12 protein-coding genes are annotated in these 15,851 nt (G+C 71.5%); 2 read left to right on the plus strand and 10 right to left on the minus strand.

Annotated elements, in window-relative coordinates; genetic code table 11:
* Positions 1 to 463 precede the first annotated feature (463 nt).
* The 6 genes from AOK09_RS09545 to AOK09_RS09570 all read right to left on the minus strand — a co-directional run bounded on the left by AOK09_RS09545 (position 464) and on the right by AOK09_RS09570 (position 8,865).
* Positions 464 to 1,033: a DUF488 domain-containing protein gene (locus tag AOK09_RS09545; protein ID WP_175609279.1), complete on the minus strand. Its 570-nt coding sequence runs from the start codon at positions 1,031 to 1,033 to the stop codon at positions 464 to 466.
* Positions 1,030 to 1,359, minus strand: a complete 330-nt coding sequence (locus AOK09_RS09550; protein WP_055586691.1) for a cupin domain-containing protein — start codon at positions 1,357 to 1,359, stop codon at positions 1,030 to 1,032. The genes AOK09_RS09545 and AOK09_RS09550 overlap by 4 nt, the downstream gene beginning before the upstream one ends.
* A 218-nt stretch (positions 1,360 to 1,577) precedes the next feature.
* A complete protein-coding gene (locus AOK09_RS09555) occupies positions 1,578 to 2,330 on the minus strand; it encodes an ABC transporter ATP-binding protein (RefSeq protein WP_055586692.1) in 753 nt (250 codons plus the stop codon).
* Positions 2,327 to 3,442 (minus strand): ABC transporter ATP-binding protein, encoded by a 1,116-nt coding sequence (locus AOK09_RS09560; RefSeq protein WP_063795901.1) that lies wholly within the window; start codon positions 3,440 to 3,442, stop codon positions 2,327 to 2,329. The genes AOK09_RS09555 and AOK09_RS09560 overlap by 4 nt, the downstream gene beginning before the upstream one ends.
* Before the next feature lie 2 nt (positions 3,443 to 3,444).
* A complete protein-coding gene (locus AOK09_RS09565; protein WP_157875844.1) occupies positions 3,445 to 5,694 on the minus strand; it encodes a hypothetical protein in 2,250 nt (749 codons plus the stop codon).
* A gap of 6 nt (positions 5,695 to 5,700) precedes the next feature.
* Complete coding sequence (locus AOK09_RS09570; protein WP_055586694.1) at positions 5,701 to 8,865, minus strand: FtsX-like permease family protein; 3,165 nt, start codon at positions 8,863 to 8,865, stop codon at positions 5,701 to 5,703.
* 1,467 nt (positions 8,866 to 10,332) lie between these two features.
* On the opposite strand from AOK09_RS09570, the gene AOK09_RS09580 reads away from it, so the two are divergent.
* Positions 10,333 to 10,917 (plus strand): hypothetical protein, encoded by a 585-nt coding sequence (locus tag AOK09_RS09580; protein ID WP_055586696.1) that lies wholly within the window; start codon positions 10,333 to 10,335, stop codon positions 10,915 to 10,917.
* Positions 10,918 to 10,971: 54 nt separating this feature from the next.
* On the opposite strand, the gene AOK09_RS09585 is transcribed toward AOK09_RS09580, so the two are convergent.
* The 4 genes from AOK09_RS09585 to AOK09_RS09600 form a co-directional block, all read right to left on the minus strand.
* Positions 10,972 to 11,982 (minus strand): DUF2278 family protein, encoded by a 1,011-nt coding sequence (locus tag AOK09_RS09585; RefSeq protein ID WP_055586697.1) that lies wholly within the window; start codon positions 11,980 to 11,982, stop codon positions 10,972 to 10,974.
* A gap of 149 nt (positions 11,983 to 12,131) precedes the next feature.
* Positions 12,132 to 12,401: a protealysin inhibitor emfourin gene (locus tag AOK09_RS09590; RefSeq protein ID WP_055586698.1), complete on the minus strand. Its 270-nt coding sequence runs from the start codon at positions 12,399 to 12,401 to the stop codon at positions 12,132 to 12,134.
* A gap of 44 nt (positions 12,402 to 12,445) precedes the next feature.
* Entirely contained in the window at positions 12,446 to 13,537 is a 1,092-nt protein-coding gene (locus tag AOK09_RS09595; protein ID WP_079062896.1) for a M4 family metallopeptidase, read from the minus strand.
* A 220-nt stretch (positions 13,538 to 13,757) separates the two neighbouring features.
* The gene (locus AOK09_RS09600; protein WP_055586699.1) at positions 13,758 to 14,663 is read right to left on the minus strand and encodes a DUF6424 family protein; all 906 of its coding nucleotides are present in this window, start codon (positions 14,661 to 14,663) and stop codon (positions 13,758 to 13,760) included.
* Positions 14,664 to 15,226: 563 nt separating this feature from the next.
* Between AOK09_RS09600 and AOK09_RS37545 the strand changes: the two genes are divergently transcribed.
* Complete coding sequence (locus AOK09_RS37545; protein ID WP_079062892.1) at positions 15,227 to 15,850, plus strand: lasso peptide biosynthesis B2 protein; 624 nt, start codon at positions 15,227 to 15,229, stop codon at positions 15,848 to 15,850.
* The last annotated feature ends 1 nt before the right edge of the window (position 15,851 follow it).

Here is a 15,851-nt window from a genome sequence, read left to right on the forward strand (position 1 = left end):
GCTTTGCCGCCATCGCTACGCAACTCAGCGCCCGCCGCCGGTGAGGTCACGGGCTGGTGCGGGTGAGGGAGGAGCTGCCCGCAGCCGTCGCGGCAGGACGGCTCGGCCACCGCAGCGGCCCCGACCACCCGTCACCTCCTGCGGCGGCCGAAAGGCACGGACGGATCCACCCCGTCCGCCGGCCGCAGGCTGACACTCCGGGCTCCGGTACATCGTCCGTCCTGATCAGGCGGCATGGTGGTGCCCATGGCGGTCCGCCGAGCCGGATCGGTGCGGGCGGTGCTCGTTGGAGAAGGTCTGGAGACACGGCCGTGCGACGGCTCGTCGCACGGTACGGGGATGGCGGTCACCGGGTCGTGACTCGCCAGGAGGAGACGGGCGACTGCTCGGCACCCGATGCTCCGGCCGGGACGTCAGGGCATGACCCGCACGCAGCGTGCGCCGCGCAGCCGACGGGGCCCGGTCAGCGGTCGTAGACGAGCAGACCGTCCGCACGGACCCTGGCGCCCGAGGTCGGCCGATGTTCCGTCAGGTGACCGTCATGGCCGAGGTGCTGGACGCAGTCGTGCCGGACGAGGACCGCGAAGTCGGCGATGATCCGGCGGTGGCAGCGCCACCACAGCGTCTCGGCACACATCACGGCGGTCGGGGTGGTGGCGGCCTGGCGCAGCAGGTCGTCCATGGCCGCGAGGAACTCCGGACTGCGCGTGTGCCCGGCGTAGCCGCGGAAGGAGTCGTTCTCCCAGAACGTGTCGGGCGAGTCCGGAGCCGGCTTGCGGAAGCCGCCGAGCCGCACCTCCCACCGGTAGTCGATGCCCTGCTCGGGCATCCAGACGGACAGTGCCTGCCGGTTCGCGTCGGGGTTGCGCCTGCTGCCCGGAGCCGTTCTGACGTCCACGACGGCGCGTACGCCCGCCCCGTGCAGCAGCGCCGTCAGCTCGTCGCGGTCAGCCGTCCCATGGCCGAAGGCCAGCAGCCTCGGCGTGGAAACGGTGCTGGGCGGGTCCTCCGGCCCCGCCGGCGGCGCTGTCACGCCTTCCCGGCGCCGGTCAGGACGGCGGCGTCCCCGAGGGCCTGCAGGCTGCGCCGGGCGGGCGGAACGGCCCACAGGTCCCCGGCCGCGCCGTCCCAAGAGGTGCTTCCACCGTGCAGCCGGACCCGGCCGCCCGGCACCTGCACGGTCGCCTCACCCGGGTTCTCCTGCTCGGCTGACCCGGTGCCCGCCTTCGGCGCGACCGGGGTCCGGCGCAGACGATGCCCGTGACCGCCGTGGGCCGACGCGGCGCTGCGCCCGGTCGGCGCGGTTCCGGCCCTTGCGCGGTGCTCGCGTGCGGATGCCTCCCGGGAGAACTTCTGCATGCGGCGAGTGTGGCAGCCGGCCGGACGTCGCCGCGGCATCCGTGGTGGCGCGTCGCCCGGCGGCCGACCGTGGGTCGCCGGGAGCAGGACTACGGGTGCCGACGAACCCTCCCGGCAGGTCGCGACCGTGACCGCCGATCTCCGGCTGTGCCCGGCGCCCGTCCCCCTGTCGGGTTCTGCGTATCGGCGCCGGCGCGGGCAAACCGCCTGATCAGGCTCTATGGTGCGGTCGGCGAAGCCCGCAGGTCCCCTCTCACCTGTCCGTCGTGCAGGTTGAGAACCGTGTCGGCGAAGTCGACGACCCGCTTGTCGTGCGAGCTGAGCACGATCGAGGTGCCCTCGCTGTCCGCGATCTGACGCAGCAGGCCGAGGATGCGCAGGCCCTGCGCCGTGTCCAGGTGGCCGGTCGGCTCGTCGGCGATCAGGATCTGCGGGCTCTGCGCCAGGGCCCGGGCGATGGCGACCCGCTGCTGCTGGCCGCCGGACAGCTCGGCCGGCTGGTGCTCGGCGTGGTCGGTCAGTCCCACCAGGTCCAGTACCCGCATGACCCGCTCGTCGCGTGCCCTGGCCTCGGCCCGGGAGATGCGCAGCGGCACGCCGGCGTTCTCCGCTGCGGTCAGGAACGGGATCAGTCCGAAGGACTGGAACACGAAGCCGACCGTGGTGCGCCGCAGCAGTACCCGCTGTCGGTCGCTCATCGTCCCGAGGTCCTGGCCGTTGATCCGCACCGAGCCGCCGGTGGGCAGGTCCAGCCCGCCGAGGATGTTCAGCAGCGTGGTCTTGCCCGACCCGGACCGGCCGCGCACCGCCAGCACCTGTCCGGGAGTCAGGTCCAGGCTGACCCCGCGCAGCGCCTGCACGGCTGTGCGTCCGCGCCCGAACTGCCGGGTGAGCTCGCGAGCCTGCAACAGCTGCGGTGCGGCCAGGTCCGCGCCGCCGGCGCGGACCGTCTCCGGAGAGGAGGCGGTCATGATCGATCCCCCGATTCTGTGATGGGTCGCCCGCGGTCGCCGCCGGCCACGCGCTCGTCCGCGGCTTGGGCCGAACCCGCTGGGTCATCAGCACTCCGTGTCGCCGATCCGGCGGCACCACCGTCCGAGCCGCCGTCCGCGGTCGCCGCGCCGTCCGCGTTCTCCGGCCCGCCCGCGCCTTTGCCCGGCTCCGGCCACACCCCGACGTGTCCGGTCTCGTGGGTCAGCCGGACCAGGTCCCGGATGCCCAGCGGCTCGGTGAACTCCGGCGGCAGCTGCAGCCGGCCGGAGCGGTCCACCACCGCGTACTCGAAGGCCTCGTGCTCGTCCGGGTCCTCGCCCGGGCCGGCCGGGCGTGCCCCGTTGGCCCCGGGGCGCAGCGTCTCGGTGGCGGTGCGCCCGTCCCGGATCGCGATGGTGCGCTGCACCTGGCCGGAGACGCCCTCGTCGTGCGTGACGATCAGGGTGGTGACCCCGTGCTCCGCGCCGGCCTCGCGCAGCGCGGCGAGGACCTGCGCGGCCGAGTCCGAGTCCAGTTCGCCGGTCGGCTCGTCGGCCAGCAGTACGGCCGGCTTGTTGGCCAGAGCGACCGCGATGGCCACCCGCTGCTGCTCGCCGCCGGACATCTGCCCCAGCACGCGGTCCCTGCAGTAGGCCACGCCCATCGTCTCCAGCAGGTCCAGCGCCCGGGTCCGGCGCGCCTTGCAGGAGACCCCGAGGTAGGTCTGCGGCAGCGCCACGTTCTCCAGCGAGGTCAGGTGCGGCAGCAGATTGCGCGGCGGGCTCTGCCAGATGAAGCCGACCGTCTCGCGCCGGTAGGCCAGCCGCTCGCGGCGGCTGAGCCCGGCCAGTTCCCGGCCGGCCACCTTCACCGAACCGGCCGTCGGCGAGTCCAGGCCGGACAGAATGCCCAGCAGGGTGGACTTGCCGCTGCCGGAGGCGCCGACCAGCGCGGTGAACTCGCCCTCGGCCACCCGCAGGTCCAGGCCCTGCAGTGCCTGTACCTCCAGCTTCGCGGTGCGGTAGATCCGTACCAGCGACGCGCACTCGATCGCCGGCACCCCGGTGCCGCGCAACGTCGCAGTGTCCTCATCCGTTTCGGTGACGCTCACCGTCAGGCTCCTTCCGTCGAGTCGCCGAGGCGCAGGGCGCGGGTGGTGCCGCGGCGCGCCGCTGCGGCGGCGGCGAGACCGGCGGCCAGGGCGAGCACGGTCATCGCGCCGAGGGGCAGAACCAGGGTTTCGACCGTCACGTGCGCGCCGGCTCCGCCGAGGGCCTGGGCCAGGGCGGGGCGTACGGTCCACAGCAGCGGCGCGATCGCGGCGGTGCCGCCGACCGCGGCCAGCGCGATCGGGCCGAGCAGTTCCACGGCGGTGATGGCGCGAGCCTGCGCGGCGGTCAGTCCCATGGTGCCGAGCCGGGCGGTGGTGGAGCGCCGCTCGACCGCGTCCCCGGCCACGGCCAGCGCGACCACGAGGCAGCCTGCTGCGACGGCCAGCGCCGCGAGCACGGTCAGGTAGTCGGCGGTGGCGCCCTGCAACGGGTCCGGGCCTTGGAACGCCGGACTGTGGAAGGTGCTGCCGCCCGCGGCGGAGACGTTCGGCGCCGTGGTCGAGGCCGCGGCGGCGGCCTTCCACACCGGGGTGGTGTGCAGGGCGACCGCGATGTCCGCGGTGGCCAGCACCAGGGTCAGGATGACCACGGTCACCGTGGCCGAGGCGGGGGTACGCGCCGTGCGGGCCAGGCCGAGCAGCCCGATCACCCCGCGCCGCCCGGCGGTCAGCCTCACCAACTGCTGCAGTAGCGGCGGGCCGACGGCCAGCGTCACCAGCGCGGCGAGCACCGCAGCCAGCAGCGGCGCGCCGGCCGTCAGGAGGTTGATCCCGCCGGTGGGCGAGAAGCCCTGCGACCGGGCCTCGTTCAGGCCGAGCAGGCAGAGCACCACCAGCGCGATCTGCGCCGCGGTCCGCCGGGCCCGCTGCTGGGCGACGCTGCGCACCCGGCGGGCTGTGGGCGCTCCGGAGTGCCGGTACCGCACCACGGTCAGCACGGCGGGGCCGAGCACCGCGGCGGCCGGGAGCACCAGTTCGTCGCGCCACAGCCCGGCCGGCGTGGCACCGGGCAGGCACGCGGCGATCAGCAGGCCCAGCGCGGTCAGCGGGATCACCGTCACCGGCGTCTCCGCCAGGGACGACCAGGCCAGCCGCCACAGCGGCGCGCCCCGGGCGCGCAGGAGCCTGAACTCACCGTCGCGCCGGTCCACCACGGACCGCGCCGCCAGCAGCAGCGCGAACAGGCCGATCGCCGCCAGGCTGACCGCCGGCATCGCGGTCTCCATCTGTCCGGCGCGCTGCTCGGCCAGGAACTGGGCCAGCGTGTCGTTCACTTCGGTCTGGAAGAACAGCGCCATCGGCGAGGCGCTGTCGTCCGGCATGATGGCCAGCAGGGCATCGGACAGCTCGGTGTCGATCCTGTCCTCGTACCGCCGGGCGTTCGCCGAGGTCAGGCGGGACAGGTCGATCGGCACGTTCCACTGCGCCACCATCCCCCTCCTGCCGAAGGCGGTCGTCGAGGCCAGCCGGGTCGCCTCGACGGCCGAGAGCAGACCGCCGACCAGGTAGAACGGTTTGACCTTCGATGCGTTGAGCTGCGGGGCGAAGCCGGCCGGCTCCTCCTGCCAGTACGGCGAACCCGGGTCGAGCGGGGTGAACGCCCCGGTGATCAGGATCGTGACCGGTGGCGGCGGGAACTGGTCGAGGTCGGACACCGCCTGGTAGCTGTCGCCGACCGACAGTCCGAGCCGTTGCAGCGTCGCCGTGGACAGGGCCACTTCGACGGTGTAGAGGCTGGGCGTGGTGTCCGTCATGGTGATGTGCTGCGGCCAGCGCCCGGCGGTGAGCCTGGCGTGCTGCTGCTCGTTCTCCAGGTAGTAGAACTGCGTCTGCGCCGGGGCACCGCCGCGCGGCCGGGCGGTGGGCCCGGCGCCGTCCACCCGGTAGACCGGCGAGATCAGCTTGGACCGGGATCCGGCGGGCTCGAGGGGCAGGTGTGCCGTGGAACTGTCCAGCGCGTCGAGGACGTCCTGCTTCTCCGACTCCAGCGCGTCGTTCAGCTGCTGCGGCTTGGTGTTGTCGCCCTCCAGCTCGTTGACCGCCACGAAGTCGGCGTAGTTGGCGCTGGCAGTGATCATCCGCCCGTTCTGGTCCAGATTCCGGATCACCTTGGTCAGCGCGCGGTTGCGTCCGGCCAGGTCGGCCCGGGCGTCGGCGGCCGAGGCCAGTGCGAAGCAGCCCGCCAGTACGGCGAGCACCAGTGCGGCCGGGCGCCGCCAGGCGTTGCGCAGTCTGCGCATCAGAGTTCGCATGCTGAGTCAGCCTCCCAGGCGCGACGCGGCGGACGGGTCCCGGCGGCGGGCCGAGGCGGCGAAGGCCGCCAGGGCGGTCAGGCCGACCAGTGCGGCCGCCGCCGCGGCCGGCCAGCCGGCGGCGAACAGCACCGTGGCAGGCGGCTGAGGCGCGGCCGCCTGCGGGGACAGGACGAACACCGGCACCAGGACCCGGGACAGCAGCAGGCCCAGACCCGCCCCGAGGACCACGGCCGGCAGTGCCACCGCGGTGTGCAGGATGCAGGCCAGCGCGGCCCGCTGCCCCCGGGTCATGCCCAGCGCGGACAGCACCGTGTCGCGCGCGCTCGCCTCCCGCGCCGTGGCCAGCAGCGAGACCAGCAGGCCGAGCAGGGCCAGCAGCACCAGCGCCGCGGGGCCGACCACCAGCACCCGCTGAGGGACCGCGGCCAGCGGGTCGGCCAGCAGCGCCGCCCCGGTCTGCCGGGCGGCGGCGGCCCGCGCGGCCACCGGCAGCGTCGGCGGCACCGCGCCGTTCGCGGTGTGCAGCCACCAGGTCAGCGGCGGCGTCAGCGGATCGTTGTGCAGTATCGCCTGGTCCGACAGGGCGCCCAGGTCCACGATCAGCACCTGGCCGTTGGTGATGTCGCCGAGCGCCGGGAAGGCGGACACGACGCCGACGATGTGCAGTTGGAGCGTGGTCCGGTCGACCTTCGCCGAGACGGTCGAACCGATCTTCCTGTGGGCGGCAGCCAGATACTCCGAGGTGGCCACCGCGGGCAGGACCGCCTCGGTGCCCGAGCTCCGGGAGGTCGTGGTCTGCCCCGCATCCGTCCCGTAGGTGCCCGACTTCCACGACTGCATCGCGGCGCGGGCTCCGGGCACCGGGGTGAACGCGGCCGCGCCGGTCTGCTGCTCGGCCACCTGGCCGACGGTGAAGTCGGGGGCGCTGCGCACCCTCGAGGACATCGGGTAGTGCAGCTCCACGCCGACCAGCCGCAGCGGATAGGGGAGCCCGTCGGCGTCCGGGGCGAGCCGGGCGGTCAGGGCGTGCTGCGCCCCGTCCGCAGGCAGTGTCCCCAGGCCGACCGGGTAGAACAGGCCGGACGCGTCGGCCACCGTCACGGAGACCGTGGCGCCGGTCAGGTGGGGCGCGGTCAGCTTCGCGGCCAGCCGGATCCGCTCCGGTCGGCCCGGCAGCGCGATGCCGACCCGAGCCGACGGGGTGATCCTGGCCCACAGCGCGGCCGGCGAGCCGCCTACTTGGTCCGGGCGCAGCAGCGAGGTGCGCGCTGCGGTGGCCGCGTCGAGCCCGACCACGGCCGGGCCCGTCTCCGGCAGGGACCGGTACACCGGGGTCGCGTCGAGCACCCCGGCGGCCCGGGTCAGCCGGCCCGCCTCGTCCAGCGCCGCCGCCCGGCCCAGCTGCAGCGCGACGTCGGCGCCGACCTGGAATTCGGCCTGGTCCTGCGCGGAGCGCTGCCAACTGGCGTGCTGTGCCACGGCGTACCCGCATCCTGCGACGGCGGCCACCGACAGCAGGGCCGGGACCACGTGCCGCAGCGGGGTCCGGGCCAGTTCCCAGGCGGCCAGCCGGGCCGGCAGCGTACGGGCGCGCGCGCCGAACCGCTCGCTCAGCAGCGCCGCTCCGGTCACCAGCCGGCCGCACAGGGCCGCACCGGCCGCCACGGCCAGTGCCGGGGCGCAGGCCGTGATCAGCACCACGCTGGTGCCGCCGTCCGTGCCGTCGGTGGCGAGGCCGGTGTTCGCGGCCTGCCACAGGGCCACCGCGGCCAGGCCCAGCAGGGCCACGTCGGCCCCGGCCCGGACCATCCCGGTCACCGCCGCCTGCCGCCCGGCCGCGGCCGCCACCTGGGCCGGAAGCGCGGCGCGGACGGCGCGCAGCAGCACGATCGCGGCGGCGACGCCGGCCACCGCGGCGCCGGCGGTCCAGCCGGCCGTGGACTGGCCGAGGCCCGGTCCGGGGAGCCCGGCCGGCCCTCCGGCCGGCGCCGCCAGGCGCAGCACCGCGCGGCCCAGCAGTGGCCCCTGGGCGAGGATTCCCGCGGCCGCGGCAAGGAAGAGCACTGCGATGTCGGGCACGTAGACCGCGGCCAGCTTCCAGGTCGGCGCGCCCCGCGAGCGCATCAGCGCGGCCTGGGCCGCGCCGCGGCCGACCAGGTTGCCCGCCGCGGCGGCCACGGACAGTCCGGCCAGCAGGCCCAACAGCACTGCGGCGGCCAGCAGTTGCGCTTCGGCGGCCGTGGTGCGCCGACCCACGTCGGACAGCTCGTCGGCAAGCAGCGGGTTGCGTAGGTAGCCCTGGTCGGAGAGCCGCTTGTCCGCGGCGATCGCGGTGATCGCGGCGTGCAGCGTGCCGGTGGAAGGCGCACCGACCGGCACCAGAGTCCACTGGATCTTCCCGTACGGGAGCGCTCCCACGGCGAACGCGCCCGGAGCCACGGCCATCGGTCCGAAGGTGGTGACCACCGACCCGTAGTGGATGCCGGCCGGCGTCTCGTTCCAGGCCAGCGCCGGCTGAGCGGCCGCGGAACTCAGCTGGTACTCGCCGACGATCGCGAAGGTGACCGGCGGATAGCCGGGCGAGGAGGAGACCGTCAGGTGATCTCCGACGTGCAGGTTCAGCCGGCTCGCGACGGCGGTCGGCAGCGCGGCCGGCACGACGGCGCACGGCGGCGGCGCGGCACCGTCGATCGTGCTGCCAATGTCCATCACCTTGGTGCAGGCGGCCGGTGAGCCCGTCGGGGCGGCGCCCGGCCCCGCGACGGTCGCCGCCTCCGGCCAGACCCCGGCGGACAGGACCGAGTGGTCCCGGACGGCCGGCACGTCGACCGCGTAGATCTCGGTGATGTCGTCGTTGGTGCTGGTGGGCAGTTTGTACGCCTTGGAGCTCGCCACCTCGGCGATGGTGAACACGCCCGGCGCGTCAGTGCTGACGGCGTGCTCGAGGAAGGAGTTGAGCCGGGCTGGGTCGACGGTGTCCGACGCCGGTTTCGTGATGACGATCACATCCGCGGCGGAGCCTGCGACATCGGCCCGGGCCCCCATCGGCAGCGCGACCGCCCATGCGGTCGCCACCAGTGCGGCGAAGCCGGCGGCGACCCCGACCGTCGTGGCGACGGCGAGCAGCGCCCACAGCCGCGCACGAAGGCCCCGTATCCGAGATCTCACCAGTACCGCCGATCCATGGTGTGAGAAAGGAGCGAAGGGCAATGCGTGACCACAGGGGAGGACCGTAGCGTAAGCCAGGCCAAATCCGTGTGGCCGTTCGAGACTTGACCAACATGCGGTTCTCTGGGCGTTCCCGTCGTGGGGCGCCGTGGCGAAGCTGGTGAACGCGACCTTCGCCGCCCGTGACATCGCAGGGTGGGGGCGCCGCACCGCCTGCGCCTCGGACCCGAAGAAGTTCGGAGTCCTGGTCCAGCAACTTCATGACCGAGCACCACGCCCGCTACGGCGGCAACGGCGTGATGGTCCGCTGGCACGTCGAGCGCACCATGGCCACGCCCTGGCGTCGGCAGCGGTCCAGGACTTCGCGCAGGTCCGGCGAGTACGTCGATGCCTTCGTGCAGGTGGCGGTAGCAGGTGGCCCTGGGAGACGTCGGCATCGCAGGCCAGGCGGTGCACACAACCGCGCTCACGGAACCAGCGCAGCACCAGCACCGCCTGGCGGAAAGGGCCGAGCGCCCGGCTGCCGCGCGCAGTGCCGACTCGCCGCCGGTGCACCGCCAGCAGACGGGACAGGACAGGTACTCCACGGCGTGGCGCGGAACGTCGAGCGAGGCAACACGGGTGACCGAAGTGAAGCCTCTGGCGGTTGCGGACATGATCTTGTGGAGAGACCTGTCCTACCAGGGGCTTCACACCTGATCGCAACCGGACCCGCGCTGGCCGATCCACGGTGGGTCACTCGACGCCATTTCACGAGCACGTACCGTCAGCGCGCGCGAAGGCCGCAGGCTGCGAGGACGAGGTGCAGCCGCTCCTCGGTGACCCCCACTTCGGGACGATGAGAGTTCCGACCCAGTCGAAGAGGACGGCTTTGAAGCAAGGCATGGACTCCCCCGTGACCAGACCGTTTGTGATCGCCGGCAGGCTGCCACCCGCACCCCGACGAGTCAACGGCCGGCAGACGTGGTCTCCGTTGAGAGAACCTCACTCGTCGCCTTCACCGACGCGGTGCGGGCCGTGACGCTACTGACGGACCGGAGGCGTCCCAAGCGATCAACAGAGGTTGATTGCGACCCGGCCGAGGAGGCAGATACCGCCACCGCACTGGCCACTGGCGAATACTCCAAAGACATGGACACCGACGATGAGGCCCAGAGGAACGAGAGCGGTTCACGCAGGCCCGCCAAATCCCGGAATGCCACCGGAACCACTGGCGCCCAAGTCACACGCAACGGCCAGGTCACAGCCAACTGCACCACGCTCTGGCCGTGGCGTCACCAGACCAGGCCCCGACGTGGTATCGCACTGGCGGGAGTAGTCTGGAAGGGATCCCGTGCGCGAGACCTGCTTGCGTAAGGCGGGTGTCGTGACTGTGCGGGTAATGCCACTGTCCGAGCCCGGCTGGCCGGTCCGACCGCTGTGATTCACCCGCGGAACCGCCTGCCGGAGGCATCACTGGGGTCCGCCATGTCTGTACTGTTCATGCCCGCTGCGGTGAAGGTCGACCTGGGAGATCACGCTCCCACCGACCAGGGCTTCCCGCCCAAGGCCATCGCCCACTTCACCGGAGATTTCGAGGCCAGCGCCGCGCATCCGCACGACCTCAAGCCGTTCGGCGAGCTCAAGAGATACTTCTCAGAGGAAGCCAAGAGCATAGCGCCGCACATCCTCTGGGACCCGTTCGAGGGCACCTTCGCCCAGTTCTTTCCCGCTGACTCCCGCGCCAAGGCCCTCAAGGACTCCGCTGGTGGCACCCGGACCAACCGGGCGGGCAAGGTCGTGGTCCAGATCGAGGCACTCTTCTTCCCCTTCTGCCGCTGGCACGGTCAGGTCTTCTCTCGACTCGTGGACACCCCGTGCAAGGGATGGCCGGAGTTGCATGCCTGGATCAGCTCGCTCGGTGTGCCCGACACCTTTCCCATGGGTGTGCCCAAGGACCTGACCTCGCACCGATCCGAGTCGGTCTGGGAAACCAGGGGAGGATGGTACGGGCACAGTCAGGTGCCCGAGAACGACCACGTCGACCCCGGCTCCTGGCCGGCCTTCCCCTGACGAGGCGTTCGGCGGCGACGAGCGGCAGTACGTCAACTGTGCCGGGAACAGCCGTCAGAAGGCGATGGTCTGCCCTTCGCGGGCGGCTTGTCGTCCGGTGTATGCGACGCCGTGGACCTTCAGCCCTGCGGCGTCGAGAAGGGTGATGGCACCTCCGTGGTTGCCGAGTTCGAACCCGTCGCTCACCGGGATGGTGACGGTGGCGCCGGCGTCCACCTGGCCGGCGGGAAGGGCGGTTCGGCGCTTGTGGCCGTCGGCCAGGCACCAGCCTGTCAGATCGACTGCGTCTGCAGACGCGTTGAGCAAGGTGATGGTTCCCGGCTTGGGAGCCGGGCCGACAGGATTGACCCGAGCGGCCATGATTCGCATGGTGCCCTCGCCTTCGCCGGCGGTCGACGGCGCTACGGCGGCGAGAGCGTGGCCGGTGGTGTCGTCGGTGTGCCAGGCCTGCGACTGGAAGGCGAGGAAGATGGCGACCCACCGGGACTCGGAGGGCAGGTGGAACAGTAGCCCTCCGTCTTGCCACACGCCGTCGTCGCTGACGAAGCGCCCGCGGTTGCCCTGATTCATATGGACATCGTGGACGCCGTTCCCGGGAAGGAAGTGGAAGACCTTGTCCGGGATCCCCGGTTCCGGTCCGAAGCGCTGGCCGAAGATGTACACGGCGATGGTGGGGTCGGCGACGGCGCGCAGCACGTAGTGGTCCAGCAGATCAGCCAGGTCGTTGTCGAGCCCCGGCAGGTCAGGGGCAATGGGCCGCATGGCGGCGGGATCGAACAGGTTGCCGCGGATGAAGTCCATCGCCGCCCGGCCCGGTTCCGAAGACAACCCGGTCCAGCCGCTGCCCGCGGGAGGCAACTGCTGGGTCAAGGGGTGCCGGAAGTTGTCGTCCACGAGGTACAGCAGATCTGGGGGCGCCTGCTGCGACAGCACGTTGACCGCAGCCCGGAAGTCGGTGCCGCTGTGGTCACGCAGCTGGATCTGGTAGTGCGGGGTGTCGTGGGCTCCCTCGCGGCGGCGTGCAACGGCGCCGGCTGCCAGAACCCCGTAGTCCTTCAACGGCATCGGTCATCCTCCAGAGATCACGGTTCGGTGCTCAGGCCGCGGGCCGCCCAGCATCAGTGAGTGCAGCTGGACGAGGAACAGTGAGGGATCACGGGCTGGCCCGCCCCGACGCGTCTGACTCGCCCGGGTCACGGACGTCGAGGTGGGCGTTACGCCCCCTCCCCCAGTACGCGCTCGACCAGCTCCCGCTGCGCATCGCTCAGTCCCGGGTCGGCAAACTGAACGCTGCGACGGTCGTCCACCGTCACGATGTACTGGTATCCGTCGGGCACGCCTGGAGCGGCCCCGGAGGGCGTTTCAGTGACGACTTCGAGTGCGAGGCGCTCCAGCTCGGCCGAGTCTGGTAGGCCGGACGTGTCCACCTCGGCCCGGCGCGGCATCCCGAGCAGCCCACCGCTTCTGATCACCCGAATGCGCATGTCATCAGCATGGTGGACTGGCACAGCCGCGCGGGGAGACCAGATCAGCCATTACCGTTGACGCCCACCTGCGACCAGGCCTTGAGAACCGCCTCGTGCTCCGGTCCCTTCCCATAGCGGCTCTGTGCGGCGACGACCGTCGCCCGGGCGAAATCCTTGAAATCGGCGTTCGGGGACAACCCACCGGAGGTGATCGTGTCGTACCAGATCTGACCAGCCCGCTCCCACGCAAATCCGCCGATGGCGCTCGCGACCAGGTAGAAGGCGTGGTTGGGGATACCGGAGTTGGTGTGAACGCCCCCGTGATCCAGAGGGTCGTCCACATAGCCGCCCATGTTGTCCGGCTGCGGGTCCTTGCCGCCCAACCGGGGATCGTTGAAGGCCGTGCCCGGAGCCTTCATGGAACGCAGAGCCTGGCCGTGCACCGCCGGGGTGAAGATACCGGCGCCGATGAGCCAGTCAGCCTCCTCGGCTGTCTGGCGACGTGCGTACTGCTTGACCAGGGAGCCGAAGACGTCAGAGATCGACTCGTTGAGGGCACCGGACTGGCCCTCGTAGACCAGGCCGACGGTGTACTGCGTGACACCGTGAGTGAGCTCATGGCCGACGATGTCATGGGAAATGGTGAAGTCGTTGAAGACCAGACCGTCGCCGTCACCAAAGACCATGCGTTCGCCGTCCCAGAACGCGTTGTTGAAACTTCGGCGGTAGTGGACGCTGGCATCCAGCGGGAGGTTGGCGTCGTCGATCGAGTGGCGGTTGTACGCCTCCTTGTAGAAGGCGAACGTGAGGCCGAGGCTGTCGTAGGCACGGTTCGCGGTCCCGTCCGTGACAGGGTCGGCGCCTTCGTTCCTGACGACGTCGCCGGGCAGCGCAAGGCCGTGATGGGCGTCGTAGACCGTTCGCTTGAGGATGAAGTCAACGGCTGGGGCGGGCGCCGCCAGACTGGGCACGGCCAGCCGGTTCTCCCGGAACTCGGTGTCGATTTCCAGGGTGCGCTGAGCGGCCTCACGTACCCGGGGGTCGTCCGCCTCTGCGAGTCTGTCGAGGATGTACGGCGGCAGGATGCCGCACAGGCATCGACCAGCCGCAGGCTCCGGGCGATTCCTGCCGCCCGCGATTTGGGTGGTGTACATACTGAAGACGGTGGATGCGCCCGGCAACAACGGCCATCCGGGAGCCGGGAGTCTCACCCAGGCGGCTGCCGCGCTGGGCCGGATGGCCGGACGCGGTGCTCGGCGATCCGTTCCTGCCCCGACATCGCGCGCCGCCGTGGAACGCGCCGAGGGCTCGGCAGACAACCCGGCGTAGGCAGAGCACATCAAGCGGTTCTGTACGGTATGTCAGCTCCTCGCGTCAGGAGCCTGGGGCCCGGGCACTTCCCTGGCCGTTACCGCGTGACCGGCGCCCGACCGGCGGCCCGGCCGCACTGCGCCGTCCTGACTCGATCTGCCCGGCGAACGCCTGGAGCGCGGCGGAGCTGTTCGGCGGCAGGACTGCCATCAGCCCGAGCTCCTGCGCCTCAGCCAGTGTGTCCGCCGCCCGGCTGCTCTCAGGGGCGTGCACCAGGCGCACATGCCCGTCACCGGACCCCCGCCGGTCCACTGGGGTCACAGCTCCATGCGTTCCGTCGGGCAGGACCACCCACAGCTGGAAGTCGCCGTACCGGAAGAAGTCCGCACCCTTCACGGGCCAGGGGTAGTGGTGCTCACCGGGCACCTGCGGCAAGATCCCCTGGTGGTTTCCGTGGCTCATCGGCACGCACGCGTTGAACAGGGAGTCGGTCCACGCCTCCACGTCGTCGGCGTCCGTGATCGGCGTGCGCAGCAGCTGTTCGGCCTCCTCGTACCCAAGGTTCGCCAGGGCAGGCAGGGTCAGCGGGAAGGCCGCCACGAGTTCGGCCGCGTCCTGACGCAGCCGGTCGATCTTCGACGGCTCGGCGCAGAACTGCATGCTCCACTCGATGCCCACACGGGCCCGGTACATCCGCCAGCCACCCGCCGTCTTCACCCACAGGCTTCCACCGTGATGCATCTCCCAGTGGTCGGGTTCGACGGGCCTGGGCCCGTACGGCAGGTTCGCGTCGTTCGTCTCGTCGAGGATTTTGTGCGCCGCCTGCTTCGCGGCGCGGAAGAAGGGCGACTCGAAGCGCTCGGGATGCTCGACCAGACGTATCTTCCAGGGATGGTTCTCCGACTCGACGCCGCCCGGCTTGAGAGTGCCGGGAATCGAAGGCGTGACGACGGAATCGGTGCGGGCCATGATCGACCTCCTCTGCCGCGGAGTTCTGCGCCGACAGTCCGCCGGGTGTGCACCGGGGCTGCACCGGGTCTGCTTCCACCCGCAGTGGGCCGTCAGGCCGGTGCTCCCCCACGGGAGTCCTGGTCCGTACCCCTCTCACGTTACGCTCCCTCACCTGCGGGACAAAAGGGTGGGACAGGTTGGTCATCCCCGCCTTCCCGCGCTCGGAAGGTTTCTCGGCGCGGCAAACAGGCCAGGCATTGGTAGCGCGACGACAGGCGCGGCCGCATCCTCCTCGCGCGCGCCGGGACGTGGCGTTCCAGTTGCGCGCCGGGCGTCGCGCGATAGCCTGAAATCGCACGCTGCCCGATCCGGGAGGTAAGCGATGATTCTTCGCCTGATGCGGCGTCGCCGGCCGCGGCGGCTCGTCTGTCTCGGTGATGGTCGCCTGATCCGAGGGTTCTCCGGAGGCCATTACGACGGCCATGGGTACCAGTTCTGAAAGAGGACGAGGAATTACTCTGTGAGCCCGTCGCCGGAACTGGTGGCGGGCCACAGTCCAGTCCACCTCCGGAGGATTCACGGTGGCAGAGAGAACTGATGCACTGACTGCGATTGCGGAGATCCTGTCACCGTACTGCCATATAGTTGAGGTGTCCGGTGGCGCGCTGATCGCCGACTGGAGCCGAACGCGTTTCCTCGGAGTGTCGACGGCAGACATCCTGCGGTTCGCTGACGGGAAACCCGAAGACCGGGCAGAACTCCTCGACGAACTGGTCCGCGCCGGATGCGCCCGACCCAGGCGGAGAGAGTACTCGTACCGTGAGGTCGGGGCCTGGCTGCGCGGAATCGACCTGCTGACCCGGACCATCGGGTTCGGGCGGACCCTTCGGGTCCTGTCACTGCTCGCACCGGACTACGCACGTGCGGACACCGCGTCCGCCCCATGCCTGGCCTCGCTGAAGCGAGCCGTGCAGTCCCACGGCAGGAGAAGCTGGCTGGTCGGCGACGACTGCAAAACCCAGGCTCTTACGGCTTACATTCTGCTGCGGCGCCGTGGTTTGAGGGCCGCACTCCACGTCGGCATGCGGGAGCATCCGTTCGCGATGCACGCATGGACATCCTGCGGCGGGGTGTGCATTCCTGACGCGGATCCGGGCGGTCATGCCTTTGCACGCGTGCTCTCGCTCAAGGGCGGAGGGCAGTGAG

Source organism: Peterkaempfera griseoplana, assembly GCF_001418575.1.
Taxonomy (GTDB): Bacteria; Actinomycetota; Actinomycetes; order Streptomycetales; family Streptomycetaceae; genus Peterkaempfera; species Peterkaempfera griseoplana.